The following is a 15,560-nucleotide window of genomic DNA, read 5'->3' as shown; positions in this document are numbered from 1 at the left end:
GCCTCGCGAGCCGGCGCGACCGGCATCCGGGGCGGCTTGATGTCACCGGTGCGGGCACCAACCGGTCCCGGCCGGTGTCCAGTTAACAGCCCGATAACTGAACGAGTCTGTCGTTGTCCGGTCCCTTGACACCCCCGCCGGGACCGGGGACTCTTCAACACATCACTGGTGGGAGCGCTCCCACAGTACCTGACACATACACAACCCGCACGTTCCCCGCCCGAGCCTTAAACGCGTAAAACGGTCCGACACATGCAGTTGGCCGGGGGGTCGGCACGTCAGGGCAACAGGAGGACGACATGCGAGCACGCATCCGAACCGCCCGCAAGGCGATGGTCGTGGCGGCCGTCGCGTCGCTGGGCGCCGGGCTGCTGGCCGGCTGTGCCGACGACGGCAAAGACGACGGCTCCTCGTCGGGTGGCAGCGGCGGCGGCGGTGGCAAGACGAAGATCACCCTGGGGCTCTTCGGCACCTTCGGGTTCGAGGAGGCCGGCCTCTACAAGGAGTACGAGAAGCTCCACCCGGACATCGACATCCAGCAGACGGTCGTCGAGCGGAACGAGAACTACTACCCGACGCTGGTCAACCACCTGACCACCAACAGCGGTCTCCAGGACATCCAGGGCGTCGAGGTCGGCAACATCGCCGAGATCGTCAAGACGCAGTCCGCGAAGCTGCTGGACCTCTCCAAGTACGGCAAGAAGAGCGACTACCTGGAGTGGAAGTGGCAGCAGGGCACCACCGAGGACGGCCAGACCGTCGGCCTGGGCACGGACGTCGGCCCGATGGCCATCTGCTACCGCAAGGACCTCTTCGAGAAGGCCGGTCTGCCCACCGACCGCGAGGAGGTCGCCAAGCTGTGGGCCGGTGACTGGAAGAAGCTGGTCGAGGTCGGCGAGGACTACAAGAAGAAGGCGCCGAAGGGCACCACCTTCCTGGACTCCCCCGGCGGTCTGCTCCAGGCGATCCTCAGCAGCGAGAAGGACCGCTTCTACGACTCCTCCGGCAAGGTCATCTACAAGTCGAACCCGGCCGTGAAGGCCGCCTTCGACCTCACCGCCAAGGCGGCCGAGGACGGACTGATCGGAAACCAGACACAGTTCCAGCCCGCCTGGGACACCACGATCGCCAACAGCAAGTTCGCCGCGATGTCCTGCCCGCCGTGGATGCTCGGCTACATCAAGGGCAAGTCGAAGCCGGAGGCCAAGGGCAAGTGGGACGTGGCCGCGTCGCCGAAGTCCGGCAACTGGGGCGGTTCCTTCCTGGCGGTTCCCAAGTCGGGCAAGAACGCCGAGGAGGCCGCGAAGCTCGCCGCCTGGCTGACCGCGCCCGAGCAGCAGGCCAAGCTGTTCGCCGTGCAGGGCAGCTTCCCGAGCACCCCGGCCGCCTACGAGTCGGAAGCCGTGAAGAGCGCCAAGAACGAGATGACCGGTGACGCGCCGATCGGCACCATCTTCGCCGCGGCGGCCAAGAGCAGCCCGGTGCAGACCATCGGCCCGAAGGACCAGATCATCCAGCAGGGCCTGACGGACAACGGCGTCATCCTCGTCACCCAGGGCAAGTCGCCCAAGGAGGCGTGGGACACGGCCGTCAAGACCATCGACAACAACCTGGACCAGTGACCGGAATGGCGACGAGGCACGACACCGCCGCGCCCCCCGTGAAGGAGGGGGGCGCGGCCCCGGGCCGCCCGCCGGCCGATGTCGAGGCGGCGAACAAGAGGCGCGCCCGGCTCTCCCGCCGCTGGCAGCGCGACATGCGGTGGAGCCCGTACGCGTTCGTCTCGCCGTTCTTCCTGCTCTTCCTCGCGTTCGGCCTGTTCCCGCTGCTGTACACCGGCTGGGCCTCGCTGCACCAGGTGGAGCTGACGGCCCCCACGGACATGTCCTGGGTGGGCCTGCGCAACTACACCCGCATCTTCGACGACGACTTCTTCTGGAACGCGGCGAAGAACACCCTGACCATCGGCATCATCTCCACGGTCCCGCAGCTGCTGATGGCCATGGGCCTGGCGCACATCCTCAACTACAAGCTGCGCGGCTCCACTTTCTACCGCGTGGTGATGCTGGCGCCCTACGCCACGTCGATCGCCGCCGCCTCGCTGGTCTTCGTGCTGCTCTTCGGCCGCGACTACGGCATGATCAACTGGGTGCTGAACGCCGTGGGCTTCGACCACGTCGACTGGCAGAACGACAAGTGGCCGTCCCAGATCGCGGTGTCCAGCATCATCGTCTGGCGCTGGACGGGCTACAACGCGCTGATCTACCTGGCCGCGATGCAGGCGATCCCGCAGGACCTGTACGAGTCGGCGGCCCTGGACGGAGCAAGCCGCTGGCGGCAGTTCCTCCACGTCACGCTGCCCTCGCTGCGTCCGACGATCCTGTTCACGGTCGTGGTGTCGACCATCGGCGCCTCGCAGGTGTTCGGTGAGCCGCTGCTGTTCGACGCGAACAAGGGCGCCTCCGGCGGATCCCAGCACCAGTTCCAGACGCTCGGCCTGTACCTGTACGAGCAGGGCTGGGTCAACCAGCACCTGGGCCGCGCCTCCGCCATCGCCTGGACGATGTTCCTGATCCTCATCGTGATCGGGGTCGTCAACTACGTCATCTCGCGCCGGCTGCGCGCCAGTAGCTAAGGAGAACCGGCCGTGACGACGACCCTGATGAAACCCCCGGCCGACGCGGTCCCCGAGCCGCCGAAGCGCTCACGTGGCATGAAGGCGGCACGCGCGGGCGGGCAGTTGCACGCCGGCCCGGTGGCCTACGTCATCCTCGCCCTGTTCACCGTGATCTCGCTGTTCCCGCTGGTGTGGACGGCGATCGCCGCCTCGCGCGACAACCAGCGGCTGGCGCAGACCCCGCCGCCGTTCTGGTTCGGCTCCGGTCTCTTCGACAAACTCGAAGTGGCCTGGACGGACGCCAATCTGGGCGAGGCGTTCCTCAACACCACGCTGGTGGCCGGCATCTCGTCGTTCACCATCGTGTTCCTGTCGACGATCGCCGGCTTCGCCTTCGCCAAGCTGCGCTTCAAGGGCCGCGGCGCGGCGATGCTGATCGTGATCGGCACGATGATGGTGCCGCCGCAGCTCAGCATCATCCCGCTGTACATGATGGTCGCCAAGCTCGACTGGACGGATCAGCTCCAGGCGGTGATCTTCCCGTCGCTGGTGAGCGCGTTCGGTGTGTTCTTCATGCGCCAGTACCTGATCCAGGCGCTGCCGGACGAGATCATCGAGGCGGCCCGCGTGGACGGCGCGAGCAGCTGGCGCGTGGTGTGGCACGTGGTGTTCCCGACCGCGCGGCCCGCGATGGCCGTCCTGGGCATGCTGATGTTCGTGCAGACCTGGAACGACTTCCTGTGGCCCTTCCTGGTCCTGACCCAGACCGGCAATCCGACCGTGCAGGTGGCCGTGGCGGGCCTGGGACGCGGCTATACGCCCGACCAGTCCCTGATCATGGCCGGCGCGCTGCTGGGTACGCTGCCGCTGCTGATCGTCTTCGCGATCTTCGGCAAGCAGATCGTCGGCGGCATCATGCAGGGCGCCGTGAAGGGCTGAGTCCTGCTTCCCGGGGGTCGAGCCATTGCCGCCTCGGCCCCTTTTCCTCCTCCCCCCATCCGCTCGTCGGTCCACAAGACCCCCTTTGGGAGCGCTTCCATGCCTGACTCCGAGAACCCGGCCACTCCCGTGACCTTCCCGCCCGCCTTCCTGTGGGGCGCGGCGACGTCCGCGTACCAGATCGAGGGCGCGGTGCGGGAGGACGGCCGTACGCCGTCGATCTGGGACACCTTCAGCCATACGCCGGGCAAGACCGCCGGTGGTGAGACCGGTGACATCGCTGTCGACCACTACCACCGCTACCGCGAGGACGTGGCGCTGATGGCGGAGCTGGGCCTGGGGGCCTACCGCTTCTCCGTCTCCTGGTCGCGGGTGCAGCCGACCGGCCGGGGCCCGGCCGTGCAGAAGGGTCTGGACTTCTACCGCCGGCTGGTGGACGAGCTGCTGTCCAAGGGCATCAAGCCGGCCGTCACGCTCTACCACTGGGACCTGCCGCAGGAGCTGGAGGACGCGGGCGGCTGGCCGGAGCGTGACACGGCGTACCGGTTCGCGGAGTACGCGCAGATCGTCGGCGAGGCGCTGGGCGACCGGGTGGAGCAGTGGATCACGCTCAACGAGCCGTGGTGCAGCGCCTTCCTGGGCTATGCCTCCGGGGTGCACGCCCCGGGCCGTACCGACCCGGCGGCCTCGCTGCGGGCCGCGCACCATCTGAACCTGGCGCACGGGCTGGGCGCGTCCGCGCTGCGGTCGGTGATGCCGGCCCGCAACTCGGTCGCGATCAGCCTCAACTCCTCGGTGGTGCGGCCGCTTTCGCAGGACCCGGCGGACCTGGCGGCGGCCCGCAGGATCGACGACCTGGCCAACGGCGTGTTCCACGGCCCGATGCTGCACGGCGCCTACCCGGAGTCGCTGTACGTGGCGACGGCGAGCCTGACGGACTGGGACCACGTGCTGGACGGCGACCTGGAGCTGATCAACCAGCCGCTGGACGCGCTGGGCCTCAACTACTACACGCCCGCGCTGGTCTCGGCCGCGGACGCGTCGGCGAAGGCGCCGCGCGCCGACGGGCACGGGGCGAGCGACCACTCGCCTTGGCCGGCCGCCGACGACGTCGCCTTCCACCAGACACCCGGCGACCGTACGGAGATGGGCTGGACGATCGACCCGACCGGTCTGCACGAGCTGATCATGCGCTACACCCGGGAGGCGCCGGGCCTGCCGCTGTACATCACGGAGAACGGCGCGGCCTACGACGACAAGGTCGACTCCGACGGCCGGGTGCACGACCCGGAGCGGGTCGCCTACCTGCACGGGCATCTGTCGGCGGTCCGCCGGGCGATCGCCGACGGCGCGGACGTCCGCGGCTACTACCTGTGGTCCCTGCTGGACAACTTCGAGTGGTCGTACGGCTACGGCAAGCGCTTCGGCGCGGTCTACGTGGACTACGCGACGCTGGAGCGCACGCCGAAGACGAGCGCCCAGTGGTACGGCCGGGCGGCGCGGACCGGCTCGCTGCCCGAGGTGGAGGCCTTCTGACCGACGGGGAAGGGGGCGCGGCACGCAGGGGAGTGCCGCGCCCCTCTCCGTCCGGGACGGCTCAGCCCTTGTTGGCGCCGAGGGTGAGGCCGCTGACGAACTGGCGCTGGAGCGCGAAGTAGACGATCAGGGTGGGGATCGCGGTGAGGAGGGCTCCGGCGGCGACGAGGTTGGGGTCGGTGAAGTACTGGCCGGAAAGGTTGTTCAGCGCCGAGGTGATGGGCATGTTCTCGCCGGTGGAGATGAGCACGATGGCCCAGAAGAAGTCGTTGTAGATCCAGATCGAGAGCAGGGTGGCCAGGGCGGCCATGGCCGGCTTGCACAGGGGAAGCACGATCTGCCAGTACAGCCGCCACACGGAGGCGCCGTCGACGAGGGCGGCCTCGGTCAGCTCATGGGGCAGGGAGCGCATGTAGTTGCTGAGCACGAAGGCGCAGAAGCCGGACTGGAAGGCGACGTGGATGAGGACCAGGCCGAGGGCGGAGTCGTAGAGCTTGCCGCTCATGGTGATGCCGGGCAGGTCGATCAGCAGGTAGAGCCGGTACAGCGGGGTGATGATGACCTGCTGGGGCAGCAGGTTGCCGGCGGTGAAGACCAGTAGCAGGAACAGGTTGAGGCGGAAGTCGAAGCGGCTGACGTAGAAGGCGACCATCGACGACAGCAGCAGCGTCAGCAGCACGGCCGGGACCGCGATCAGCAGCGTGTTGCCGAAGTAGTGCAGCATGTCCGACTGCTGGAAGGCGCCTGTGAAGTTGTCGAAAGTGAGCTTGTCGGGCCAGGAGACGTAGCCCTTGGTGCTGGTCTCCGCGTACGGCCGCATCGCCGCGAGCAGGGCCCACAGCAGCGGGGCGAGCCAGGCCAGCGCGGTGACGACGAGGAAGGTGTGCAGCAGGATCCGGGCGGGGCGGATCGGGGTGCGCTGCGTGCGCGGGGCGCCAGAGTTCAAAGGGGCGGCGCGAGGCGCCACGTTCAGGGTGGTGGTGGGCGACGGGTGGGAGCTCATGCGCGCCGCTCCTTCCGGAAGGTGGCGATCAGGTAGGGGATGATCACCGCGAGGGAGATCACCAGCAGGACCACGGCGATCGCGGAGCCGTAGCCGATGCGGCTGGACTCGCCGATGATGTTGTTGGTGACCAGGATCGACAGCAGCTCGGTGCCCTGGGCGCCCTTGTTGAACACGAAGACCAGGTCGAAGGCGCGCAGTGCCTCGATGATGGTGACGACCAGGACGACGGTGTTGGTGGGGCGCAGGGTCGGGAAGATGACGTTCTTGAACGTCTGCCACTCACTCGCGCCGTCCAGGGCGGACGCCTCGCGCAGGGCCGGGTCGACGCTCTTGAGGCCGGCGAGGTAGAGGATCATCATGTAGCCGGCGTGCCGCCAGGACGCGGCGACGAGGATCGCCCAGAGGTTGAGGTCGGGGTCGCCGATCCAGTCGATGTAGTGGCCGGGCTTGTTGGCGCCGATGACGCTGTTGATCAGGCCGGTGTCGGGGTTGTAGATGAGCTGCCAGACGAAGCCGATGACCGCCAGCGACATGACGACCGGCAGGAAGAACGCGGTCTGGTAGACGCGGCTGAAGCGGATCTTCTTGTCCAGTTGCACGGCCAGGAACAGGCCGAAGGGGGTGGGCAGCAGGATGAGCACCACGAACCAGACGACGTTGTGCTCGACGGCGGGCCAGAACTGCGGGTTGCTGGTGAACAGTTCCCGGAAGTTCTGCAGGCCGACCCACCTGATGGAGTCGAAGCCGATGCCGTCCCAGGTGGTGAAGGCCAGCGCGATCGAGGCCAGCGCGGTCAGCCACACCAGGGCCACGTGCAGGATCGTCGGCACCCCGGCCATCAGGCCGAGCGTGATCCGGTCGCGGCGGGTCAGCAGCCGCCGGTGTCCGTGCGGCGTCTTGGCGGTTCGGGACGTGGGGGCGGGCCCCGGAGCCGGCGGGGTGGCCGACTCCGGAGCCTTCGCGGGGGTGGCAGTCATGTCAGATCCGAGTCGTCGAGTCTCCGTTTCCGGTCAGGAGGAGGCGAAGATCGTCTTCTTCTGTCGTTCGATCGACGAGAGGATGCTGTCGATGTTCTTCGGGTTGCGCACGAAGTTCTGCAGCGCGGGCTGCATCACCGTGGAGGTGAAGTCCGGGCGGGAGTCGCGGTCCATGAACTGCGTCAGGCTCTTCGCGCCCGAGATCATCTCGTAGGACTTCTTCTGCAGCGCCGTGTACGAGGAGGTGTCGGCCTTGGTGGAGGCGGCCACCACGCTGGAGTCGGCCTTGAGGTAGATCTGCTCGGCCTCGGGCGTGCCCAGGTACTCCAGGAGCTTGACGGCGCCGTCGCGGTTCTTCGGGGCCTTGGAGAGCATGAAGCCGTCGGTCGGGGCCTCGACGGTGTCCTGCCCGAACTGCGGGTCGATCTCCGGGAAGGCGAAGAAGTCCAGGTCGTCGAGGTCGGCCTTGTTGGTGAACTGCTGCCCGACGAAGGTGCCCAGGAGGTACATGCCGGCCTTCTTGGCCACCAGCGTCTGCGCCGCGTCCTGCCAGGTGCGGCCGACCGCGCCGTCCTGGTGGTAGGGCAGGATCTCCGTCCAGTGGTCGAAGACCTTGCGCACCTTGGGGTCGGTCCAGGAGGCCTTGCCGGCCATCAGCTCGACGTGGAAGTCGTAGCCGTTGGTGCGGAAGTTGATCTGGTCGAAGGTGCCCATCGCGGGCCAGGCGTCCTTGTCGCCGAAGGCGATCGGGACCAGCCCGTCCTTCTTCATCCGCTTGCACAGGGCGACGAAGTCGTCCCAGGTGGTGGGGACCTTGTAGCCGTGCTGGGCGAAGACGCTCTTGCGGTAGAACATCGCCCACGGGTACGTGTACAGCGGCACGAAGTAGTACTTGCCGTCCTCGCCCTTGCTGAGCTTCTTCATGGCCTCGGGGAAGTTGCCACCGATCTTCTGCCACACGTCGTCGATCGGCGTGGCCAGCTTCTTCGAGGCGAAGAACTGCATGCGGTAGCCGGCGAACCAGGTGAACACGTCGTCCGGGGTGCCCTGGAGGTAGGAGTTGATCTGCTCCTGGAACGTGTTGTGGTCCTTGGTGTTCACGTCGACCTTGATGCCGGACTTCTTCGTGAAGGCGGCGTAGATCTCGGCGAACGCCTTCTTCGGCACGGCGTCGGAGGAGTTCGAGCCGAGACTGACCGTCTTCGGGTCGGCGGACGAGCCGCTGCCGCCGCAGGCGCTCAGCAGGGGTATCCCCGCGCCGAGCAGGGCCGCGCCGCCCACACCGCGCAGCAGGGTGCGGCGGCTGGGAGCGGTGAGGGAGAAACCGGAGGGAGAGAGGTCGTGCATGGACGGCTCCTGAAGGCAGGGTTCGGCCACGAGGGTGTGGCGTGATTCCCGTCTTAATCGACCAGAAATCAACTTGACCGAACACGGTGGCGCAATGACAGCCCCATGTCCGGTCATGCGTCAAGAGCCGTCCCCTTCATTTGTCGAAACGTGACCGACACGTGAAGGCACTCACGAGAGCGGTCAGTGGGTCCGGGAGCGGTTGTATACGGCAGCCAGTCCGCGGGGGCGGCGGCGCCGTAGCTGGCGGTGCCCTCCGCGCGCGGGGACGCGGCCGTCCAGCTGGAGCCGGATGCGCACCTCGGTGCCGCCGAGCACCGAGGAGCCGATCCGCACGTCCCCGCCGGTGGACTCCGCGAGCCGGCGCACGATGTCCAGGCCGAGCCCGGTCGAGCCGTCGCTGCCGGAACCGCGGCCCCGCGCCATCGCCGCCTCGGGGTCGGCGATGCCGGGGCCCGCGTCGGAGACGAGGACGATCACCGCGTCCTCGCCGTTGTGCACGTCGACCGCGAAGGCGGTGCCCTCGCGGGTGTGCCGGAAGACGTTGCCGAGCAGCGCGTCGAGCGCGGCGGCCAGGTCGCCGCGGGCCACGGGTATGCGCACCGGCCGGTCTGCCCCGGCCACCCGCCAGGTGCGGCCCTCGTCCTCCGCGAGCGCGGACCAGAACGCCATCCGCTCCCGGACCACCTCGGCCGCGTCACACCCCGCGCCCGGACCGGCCGCGGCCGTCTGGGGCTTGGCCTCGCGCGCCGTGCGGATGATGGTGTCGACCTCGCGCTCCAGCTGCTCCACCGCGCTCCGGGTCTGGTCGGCGGCCGGTCCCCGCCCCAGCGAGGCGGTGTTCAGCCGCAGCACGGTCAGGGGTGTCCGCAGCCGGTGGGAGAGGTCGGCCGCCAGCTCCCGCTCGTTCGCCAGGAGCTGGACGACCTGGTCGGCCATCGAGTTGAACGCGACCGCCGCGAGCCGCAGTTCGGGCGGTCCCTCCTCCGGCACCCGGGCGCCCAGGCGGCCCTCCCCCAGGTCGTGCGCCCCTTCGGCCAGGCGTTGCGCGGGCCGGACCATGCGGACGCCCAGCCGGTCGGCGACCGCCACCGAGCCGAGGATCAGCGCGACCCCGACCGCGCCGAGCACCGCCCAGGCCGTGCCGACGCCGTTGGTGACGTCGGACTCCGGCACGTACACCTCGACGACCGCGATCCTGCCGGTGCTGAGCGCGACCGGCTGGAGCAGGGCCGAGCCGCCGGGGACGGCGGCGGTGGAGGCGCGGCCCAGCTTCCGCACGGCCTCGACGTCCTGATCGGCGGCGCGTGCCCGCCCCAGCCGCAGGGCGTCCCGGCCGTCGCCCGCGGGGAGGTGCACGGCCATCCCGGCGTCGGAGCCGGCGGATGCGACGACGCGCTCCAGCTGGTCGCGGTCGGTGGTGATGGACAGAGCGGGGGCGACGGCCGCGGCCTCCCGCTCGGCGCCCGAGAAGGCACGGTCGCGGGCCATCTCGCGGATGACGAGCCCGAGCGGCACGGCGAAGGCGACCACGACCATGGTGGTCACCGCCAGCGCCACCTTGACCAGGGCCCACCTCATCGCGGCGCCCCCGCCCCCGGTGGTTCGAGCTTCACACCGACGCCCCGCAGGGTGTGCAGATAGCGCGGGTTGGCCGCCGTCTCGCCCAGTTTCCTGCGCAGCCAGGACAGATGGACGTCGATGGTCTGGTCGTCGCCGTAGGACTGCTGCCACACCTCGGCGAGCAGCTCCTTGCGCGGGACGACGACGCCGGGGCGGCGGGCCAGGAAGGCGAGCAGGTCGAACTCACGGCGGGTGAGGTCCAGGCGCGTGCCGTCCAGCTCCGCCCGGCGGCGCAGCGGGTCGACCGTCAGGCCGCCGACCTGGAGGGCGGGGGCCGGTTCCCCCTCCGCGCCGCCGGAGCGGGCGCGGCGCAGCACGGCCGCCATACGGGCCGACAGGTGCTCGACCGAGAACGGCTTGGTGAGGTAGTCGTCCGCTCCGGCGTTCAGCAGCCGGACGATCTCCGTCTCGTCGTCCCGGGCCGTGGCGACGATCACCGGGACGTCGGTGATCCCGCGCAGCATCTTCAGGGCCTCGGACCCGTCGAGATCGGGCAGTCCGAGATCCAGGATCACCACGTCGAAGCGGACATGGGCGACCTCGCGCAGCGCCTCCAGCGCCGTCCCGACGCTGCGCACGGTGTGGGCGGCGTCGGTCAGGTGCCGGATCAGCGCCGAGCGCACGAACGGGTCGTCCTCGACCACGAGCACACTTGCCATGCGCCGCACCGTACGCCATCTCGAACAGCCGGGTGCTGGCCTGTGGACAACTCCCCGGCCGGCGGCAACCGGGCCTCGGAGGAACCCGATTGTGGACAACGCCCGGGACGCGTGAGGCAGTATGGCCGGCGATGCGCAGAGGACTCGTCCACACACTGGCCTGGCTGCTCGCCACGGGCGCGGCGGTCACGCTGTCGTGGTGGGGTGTCCACACGGTGATGGCGGGCACGGCCTACGACCCGCCGCGCGCCCTGCCCGTCAAGGCCGTCGGCACGTCGTCCCCGCGGAAGCCGAAGGCGCCCGCCCCACCGCCGGAACGGACACGTCCGCCGAAGCCGCGCGAGGCGGGCACGCCTGCGGCGTCCGCGTCCGCGAGACCGGGCCCCTCCTCCACGCCCTCCCCGACGCCCTCTCCCCGCACCGCCCCGGCCGCCGTCCCCGGCCGGGTCAAGGGCTATGACACCGAAGGCGGCCGGGCCGTTTTCGACCTGGGGAAGACCTCCGCCTCCCTCGTCTCGGCGACGCCCGGGGCGGGCTGGTCGATGCAGGTGTGGAAGACGGAGTCGTGGATCCGCGTGGAGTTCGCCTCGGGCGCGGACCGGGTGTCGGTGTTCTGCACCTGGCACGACGGACCGCCCCGCGTGCAGATCGGGACCTACTGAGTGCCGTACGCGCTCAGCGGTGCCCGTCGGCGCCTGTCCGTGCCGTCGGCGGTCATCCGAACACCGACGGCGGCGGGGCGGGTGACGCCACCGCCGCGAGGTCCGTGACGGGTGCGGCCCCGCCGGTGAAGTCCCTGAGCGCCCTGCCGTGTTCGACGCGGGCGGGATGCGGGTCGGAGGCGGCGAGGCGGGTCAGCTCGGCGACGGGCAGCGGGTGGTCGCAGGCGACCAGCACGGCGTTGCCGAAGCGTTTGCCGCGCAGCACCGCCGGGTCCGCGACCAGTGCGAGCTGCTCGAAGCGGGCCGCGGCGGTGGCGACCTGGCCGCGCAGGTGGGCGAGCGGCGGCCCGTCGGCGAGGTTGGCGGCGTAGACACCGCCGGGCTTGAGGGCCCTGCGCACGTCGTCGAGGAACTCGGTCGAGGTCAGGTGCGCCGGTGTCCGGGCCCCGCTGAACACATCGGTGATGACGAGGTCGGCCCAGCCGTCCGGCACCTTGGCGAGGCCCTCGCGGGCGTCGGCGGACCGCACCCGGATGCGCGCCTGGGGATCCAGCGGCAGTTCCCGGCGGACCAGCTGGACGAGGGGGCCGTCCCGTTCGACGACCTGCTGGGTGGAGCGGGGCCTGGTGGCGGCGATGTAACGGGCCAGGGTGAGGGCCCCGCCGCCGAGGTGCACCGCGTGGACGGGCCGGCCGGGCGGGGCGGCGAGGTCGATGACGTGCCCGAGGCGGCGCTGGTACTCGAAGGACAGGTGGGACGGGTCGTCCAGGTCGACGTGCGACTGCGGGGCCCCGTCGATCACCAGGCTCCAGGCCCGGGCCCGCTCGCGGTCGGGTATCAGCTCGGCGAGCCCGCCGTCGACGCTCTCGACGACGGCCTCCGCACCGGCCTGCCGGCGCCGGCCGCCCCTGGACTTTCCCATGGGGCCATTATCGGGGTGGGCGGCTGAGCGGAAGGCACCCGCCGACGGCTGTGGACGCGCGGGTGGCCTCGGACGTGCCATCGCCCTCGGACGTGCCGGTGGCCTCGGACGCGTCAGCGACCCTGAACGCGCCATCGCCTCGGACGCGTCAGCGACCCTGGACGCGTTAGCGACCTCACCCGCGCCCGGCCCGGGAGACTCCGCCGACCCGGGACACTCCACCCGCCCCGAACAGTCCACCGGCCCGGGACACTCCACCCGCCCCGAACACTCCGCCGGCCCGGGACACTTCACCACCCCGAACCCTCCGCCAGCCCGGGACACTTCACCGCCCCAGACACTCCCCCGACCCCGGACACTCCCCCGGCCCGGCATCGCGGGCGTCGCCCGCGGAGGCGCCCTCAGCGGCAGCTGTCCGCCGCTTGGATCATCCGGGCGGCCTCCCCCAGGGCCTCGCGCAGCACCGCGGGGTCGGTCGCGAGGTCCGCCTCGCCGGGCGGCAGCAGCCAGTCCGAACCCTCCACGGGAGGCTCGGGCGCCCGCGCCGGTCCACGCCCCTCGGTCCGCGTGCACGTGCTCCCCGGCATGTCCCACGCGGCGGCCGTCCCCGGAGGCACCAGGAAGCCGAGGGTGTCACCGCCGTCGTGCAGCACGGGCCCCACCGCGTCGGCCGGTCCGCGCCGCAGGATGTCGACCGCCTCCAGCCCCTGCCGGGCGGGCACCGTCACCACATCGCAGCCGCCGGCCGGTGCGCCCGGCGGTCTGCACAACTGGTCACGAAAATCGTTGATCCGGCTGGTCTCCATCCCGGCCTCCACCACGAAAACCCCTGCTTGGACGAGCGGTCGGGAGTCGGGGGCCTCCCGGTCCGCACAGTTCAACGCGGCAGATCGTCAACGGCTACGGCCGATGTCAGCCGCAAAGGATGGCACTTCATGGCAGATCACGGATGAGATATCCGGTTTGTAGCAAAACCCAGCGTGGTGGCTTCATCACAGCAGGTACGTTCTTGCCCGCCGGACACGGGGCGCACGCCGTGGACGAACTCGCGTCGAGTCCCCTCGAATCCGGCATGGTTCGACGGTTCGCACGAGAGGACCCGGCCATGGCGTCGTCACCGCTGACCTCGTCCCGACCCGACCGGCCGGCACGGCCGAACCTCGTCTTTCGGGGACTGCGCGGACAGCGCTCACCGGCCGAGTTCGCCGCGGCGGTCCGCCGGGCCGGACTCGAGATCGGCGAACAGGTCAGCTGTGACGCGCGCTACATCGGCCGGGTCGAGGCGGGCGAGATCCGCTGCCCCAACTACGCATACGAACGGGTGTTCCTGCACATGTTCCCAGGCCGCACGCTCACCGATCTCGGGTTCGCGCCCCGCTCATCGGTACGCGGACGCCGGGCGCGCGACACCGAGAACGCGCCCCTGCCGCGCACCGCGAACCCGGCGAACACCACGAGTGAGACCAGCGGAGCGTGTGAGCCGTATGAAACGCAGTACCCGTACGACCCGCACCACCCGCACGACACCTACGAGGAGAGCGACGTGCTACGTCGCGCGTTCATGACCGGCGGAGGGGCCACCGTGGCCGCCGCCTCACTGGGGCCTGTCGGCCTCGCCCTCGACGCCGCGGCGGCTCAGCGCCCCGTGCGCCGCGCCGGGACGAGCGACGCGGGTGCCCTGGAAGAAGCCGTCCGCCGGATCCGGCTGCTGGACGACCGGCACGGGGCCGACGGCCTCTACCGTCGCGCCGCCGCCCCGCTGCGCGCCGCCTACGCCCTGCTGGACGCCGGCACGACCCGGCAGACGACGGCGGACCGGCTCTACTCGGGCGCCGGGGAACTGGCCATCTCCGTGGGCTGGCTGGCCCACGACTCGGGGCGCTTCGACGACGCCCGCTCCCACTACGCCGAGGCGCTGGCGACCGCCCGGATGACCGGCGACCCCGGCCTGGAGGCGCACGCCTTCTGCAACACGGCGTTCCTCGCGCGGGACGCGGGCCGCCCGCGCGAGGCGGTCCGGGCCGCCCAGGCCGCGCAGCGCGTCGCCCGGCCCGTGGGGTCGGCCCGGCTGATGTCGCTGCTGGCGCTGCGCGAGGCGGGCGGCTGGGCGGGGCTCGCCGACCGGGTGAGCTGCGAGCGGGCCCTGGCCCGGGCGCAGGCCTTCTTCGAACGGGGCCCCGCGGACGCCGACCCCGAGTGGATGAGCTTCTACGGCGAGGCCGAACTGGAGGGTCTGGAGGCGCAGTGCTGGTCCACGCTCGGCGACTGGCCCCGGGCGGCCCGGCACGCCCGGCGGGCGGCCGAGCTCCAGGACCCGCACTTCACCCGGAACATCGCCCTGTACACGGCGGAACTGGCCGACGACCTCGCGCGCGGCGGCCGGCCGGACGAGGCGGCGGTGGCGGGGATGCGGGTGCTGGACCTGCTGGAGGAGGTCCAGTCGTCGCGCGTCCAGACCATGCTGGCGGCCACGGCCCGGGTCCTGCTGCCGCACCGCAGGGCGTCCGGGGTCTCGGCGTTCCTGGAGCGGCACGCCTCGTCCCCGCGGATGGCCTAGATCCCGGCGCGGGCCCGCTTCAGGCGAGGTGCCCTATGTCGTTCCAGCTCTCGATCGCCGGCTCCCCGTAGGCCCAGCCGAGGACGGACAGCGACGTCGGGTTCAGCCGTATGCGGGCCGCGAAGTCGATCGGGAGGCCCAGCCACCGCGCGCCGATGGAGCGCAGGATGTGCCCGTGCGCGAAGACCAGGACGTCACGGTCCTCGGAGCGGGCCCAGGAGACCACCTCGTCGGCCCGGGCCGTCACCTCGGCGAGGGACTCACCGGCCGGGACGCCGTCGCGCCAGATCAGCCAGCCGGGCCGGACGGCCTGGATGTCCGCGGGGGTCATGCCCTCGTAGCTCCCGTAGTCCCACTCCAGCAGCGCGTCCCAGGTCCGGGCTCGGTCGCCGAAGCCGGCCAGCTCGCAGGTCTCCCGCGCGCGGGACAGCGGACTGGTGCGCACCTCGACGCCCTCAAGACCCTCGTACGGCGGCCGGTGCAGGCGCTCGCCGAGCAGCTTGGCGCCGCGCCGGCCCTCCTCCAGGAGCGGCACGTCGGTCCTGCCCGTGTGCTTGCCGGACAGGGACCACTCGGTCTGTCCGTGGCGGGCCAGCAGGATGCGCGCGGCCATGAGGCACCTTTCCGGAAGAGAAACGCAAGGGGAACTCCTCCATCATCGCGCACGCCCGGTACGGGCAACCCGGGGGGCGATCTCTGCGTCTTTGAGGGCCGG

14 protein-coding genes are annotated in these 15,560 nt (G+C 70.8%); 6 read left to right on the top strand and 8 right to left on the bottom strand.

Annotated features, from left to right (window positions below):
• The first annotated feature begins 299 nt into the window (after window positions 1–299).
• From AC0665_RS05780 to AC0665_RS05765, 4 genes are all read left to right on the top strand, one after another.
• Entirely contained in the window at window positions 300–1,622 is a 1,323-nt protein-coding gene (locus AC0665_RS05780) for an ABC transporter substrate-binding protein (protein ID WP_468409456.1), read from the top strand.
• Window positions 1,623–1,627: 5 nt separating this feature from the next.
• The gene (locus AC0665_RS05775; protein ID WP_468409790.1) at window positions 1,628–2,635 is read left to right on the top strand and encodes a carbohydrate ABC transporter permease; all 1,008 of its coding nucleotides are present in this window, start codon (window positions 1,628–1,630) and stop codon (window positions 2,633–2,635) included.
• A 12-nt stretch (window positions 2,636–2,647) separates the two neighbouring features.
• Entirely contained in the window at window positions 2,648–3,556 is a 909-nt protein-coding gene (locus AC0665_RS05770; RefSeq protein WP_478704488.1) for a carbohydrate ABC transporter permease, read from the top strand.
• A 99-nt stretch (window positions 3,557–3,655) separates the two neighbouring features.
• Window positions 3,656–5,092, top strand: coding sequence for a GH1 family beta-glucosidase (locus tag AC0665_RS05765; protein WP_468409458.1), 1,437 nt, complete (start codon window positions 3,656–3,658; stop codon window positions 5,090–5,092).
• Between the two features lie 61 nt (window positions 5,093–5,153).
• Here the strand turns inward: AC0665_RS05765 and AC0665_RS05760 are convergent, their stop codons facing one another.
• The 5 genes from AC0665_RS05760 to AC0665_RS05740 all read right to left on the bottom strand — a co-directional run bounded on the left by AC0665_RS05760 (window position 5,154) and on the right by AC0665_RS05740 (window position 10,704).
• Window positions 5,154–6,095, bottom strand: a complete 942-nt coding sequence (locus AC0665_RS05760) for a carbohydrate ABC transporter permease (protein WP_478602043.1) — start codon at window positions 6,093–6,095, stop codon at window positions 5,154–5,156.
• On the bottom strand, window positions 6,092–7,075 hold the full coding sequence (locus AC0665_RS05755; protein ID WP_468409462.1) for a carbohydrate ABC transporter permease: 984 nt from the start codon (window positions 7,073–7,075) through the stop codon (window positions 6,092–6,094). Before AC0665_RS05755 ends, AC0665_RS05760 begins: the two co-directional genes overlap by 4 nt.
• A 33-nt stretch (window positions 7,076–7,108) precedes the next feature.
• The gene (locus AC0665_RS05750) at window positions 7,109–8,422 is read right to left on the bottom strand and encodes an ABC transporter substrate-binding protein (protein WP_468409464.1); all 1,314 of its coding nucleotides are present in this window, start codon (window positions 8,420–8,422) and stop codon (window positions 7,109–7,111) included.
• 183 nt (window positions 8,423–8,605) lie between these two features.
• Complete coding sequence (locus tag AC0665_RS05745) at window positions 8,606–10,003, bottom strand: sensor histidine kinase (protein ID WP_468409466.1); 1,398 nt, start codon at window positions 10,001–10,003, stop codon at window positions 8,606–8,608.
• Complete coding sequence (locus tag AC0665_RS05740) at window positions 10,000–10,704, bottom strand: response regulator transcription factor (protein WP_478602037.1); 705 nt, start codon at window positions 10,702–10,704, stop codon at window positions 10,000–10,002. Before AC0665_RS05740 ends, AC0665_RS05745 begins: the two co-directional genes overlap by 4 nt.
• Window positions 10,705–10,835: 131 nt before the next feature.
• Between AC0665_RS05740 and AC0665_RS05735 the strand changes: the two genes are divergently transcribed.
• Window positions 10,836–11,366 (top strand): hypothetical protein, encoded by a 531-nt coding sequence (locus AC0665_RS05735; protein WP_478602035.1) that lies wholly within the window; start codon window positions 10,836–10,838, stop codon window positions 11,364–11,366.
• A 52-nt stretch (window positions 11,367–11,418) separates the two neighbouring features.
• Here AC0665_RS05735 and AC0665_RS05730 read toward each other — a convergent pair whose 3' ends face one another.
• Complete coding sequence (locus tag AC0665_RS05730; RefSeq protein WP_468409472.1) at window positions 11,419–12,288, bottom strand: spermidine synthase; 870 nt, start codon at window positions 12,286–12,288, stop codon at window positions 11,419–11,421.
• Window positions 12,289–12,689: 401 nt separating this feature from the next.
• The gene (locus tag AC0665_RS05725) at window positions 12,690–13,094 is read right to left on the bottom strand and encodes a hypothetical protein (RefSeq protein WP_468633407.1); all 405 of its coding nucleotides are present in this window, start codon (window positions 13,092–13,094) and stop codon (window positions 12,690–12,692) included.
• Between the two features lie 299 nt (window positions 13,095–13,393).
• Between AC0665_RS05725 and AC0665_RS05720 the strand changes: the two genes are divergently transcribed.
• A complete protein-coding gene (locus AC0665_RS05720; protein WP_478602033.1) occupies window positions 13,394–14,845 on the top strand; it encodes a hypothetical protein in 1,452 nt (483 codons plus the stop codon).
• A 19-nt stretch (window positions 14,846–14,864) separates the two neighbouring features.
• On the opposite strand, the gene AC0665_RS05715 is transcribed toward AC0665_RS05720, so the two are convergent.
• The gene (locus tag AC0665_RS05715; protein WP_363122080.1) at window positions 14,865–15,458 is read right to left on the bottom strand and encodes a histidine phosphatase family protein; all 594 of its coding nucleotides are present in this window, start codon (window positions 15,456–15,458) and stop codon (window positions 14,865–14,867) included.
• Window positions 15,459–15,560 lie beyond the last annotated feature (102 nt).

Source organism: Streptomyces sp. NPDC043685 (genome assembly GCF_056436585.1).
This window is presented reverse-complemented; position numbering and strand designations above follow the sequence as displayed.

What these genes read in the sequence shown, in the direction of transcription:
- AC0665_RS05780 (WP_468409456.1), top strand. Translation starts at nt 300, where the DNA reads ATGCGAGCACGCATCCGAACCGCCCGCAAGGCGATGGTCGTGGCGGCC.
- AC0665_RS05735 (WP_478602035.1), top strand. Translation starts at nt 10,836, where the DNA reads ATGCGCAGAGGACTCGTCCACACACTGGCCTGGCTGCTCGCCACGGGC.
- AC0665_RS05720 (WP_478602033.1), top strand. Translation starts at nt 13,394, where the DNA reads ATGGCGTCGTCACCGCTGACCTCGTCCCGACCCGACCGGCCGGCACGG.
- AC0665_RS05745 (WP_468409466.1), bottom strand. Translation starts at nt 10,003, where the DNA reads ATGAGGTGGGCCCTGGTCAAGGTGGCGCTGGCGGTGACCACCATGGTC.
- AC0665_RS05740 (WP_478602037.1), bottom strand. Translation starts at nt 10,704, where the DNA reads ATGGCAAGTGTGCTCGTGGTCGAGGACGACCCGTTCGTGCGCTCGGCG.
- AC0665_RS05760 (WP_478602043.1), bottom strand. Translation starts at nt 6,095, where the DNA reads ATGAGCTCCCACCCGTCGCCCACCACCACCCTGAACGTGGCGCCTCGC.
- AC0665_RS05750 (WP_468409464.1), bottom strand. Translation starts at nt 8,422, where the DNA reads ATGCACGACCTCTCTCCCTCCGGTTTCTCCCTCACCGCTCCCAGCCGC.
- AC0665_RS05765 (WP_468409458.1), top strand. Translation starts at nt 3,656, where the DNA reads ATGCCTGACTCCGAGAACCCGGCCACTCCCGTGACCTTCCCGCCCGCC.
- AC0665_RS05715 (WP_363122080.1), bottom strand. Translation starts at nt 15,458, where the DNA reads ATGGCCGCGCGCATCCTGCTGGCCCGCCACGGACAGACCGAGTGGTCC.
- AC0665_RS05725 (WP_468633407.1), bottom strand. Translation starts at nt 13,094, where the DNA reads ATGGAGACCAGCCGGATCAACGATTTTCGTGACCAGTTGTGCAGACCG.
- AC0665_RS05755 (WP_468409462.1), bottom strand. Translation starts at nt 7,075, where the DNA reads ATGACTGCCACCCCCGCGAAGGCTCCGGAGTCGGCCACCCCGCCGGCT.
- AC0665_RS05775 (WP_468409790.1), top strand. Translation starts at nt 1,628, where the DNA reads ATGGCGACGAGGCACGACACCGCCGCGCCCCCCGTGAAGGAGGGGGGC.
- AC0665_RS05730 (WP_468409472.1), bottom strand. Translation starts at nt 12,288, where the DNA reads ATGGGAAAGTCCAGGGGCGGCCGGCGCCGGCAGGCCGGTGCGGAGGCC.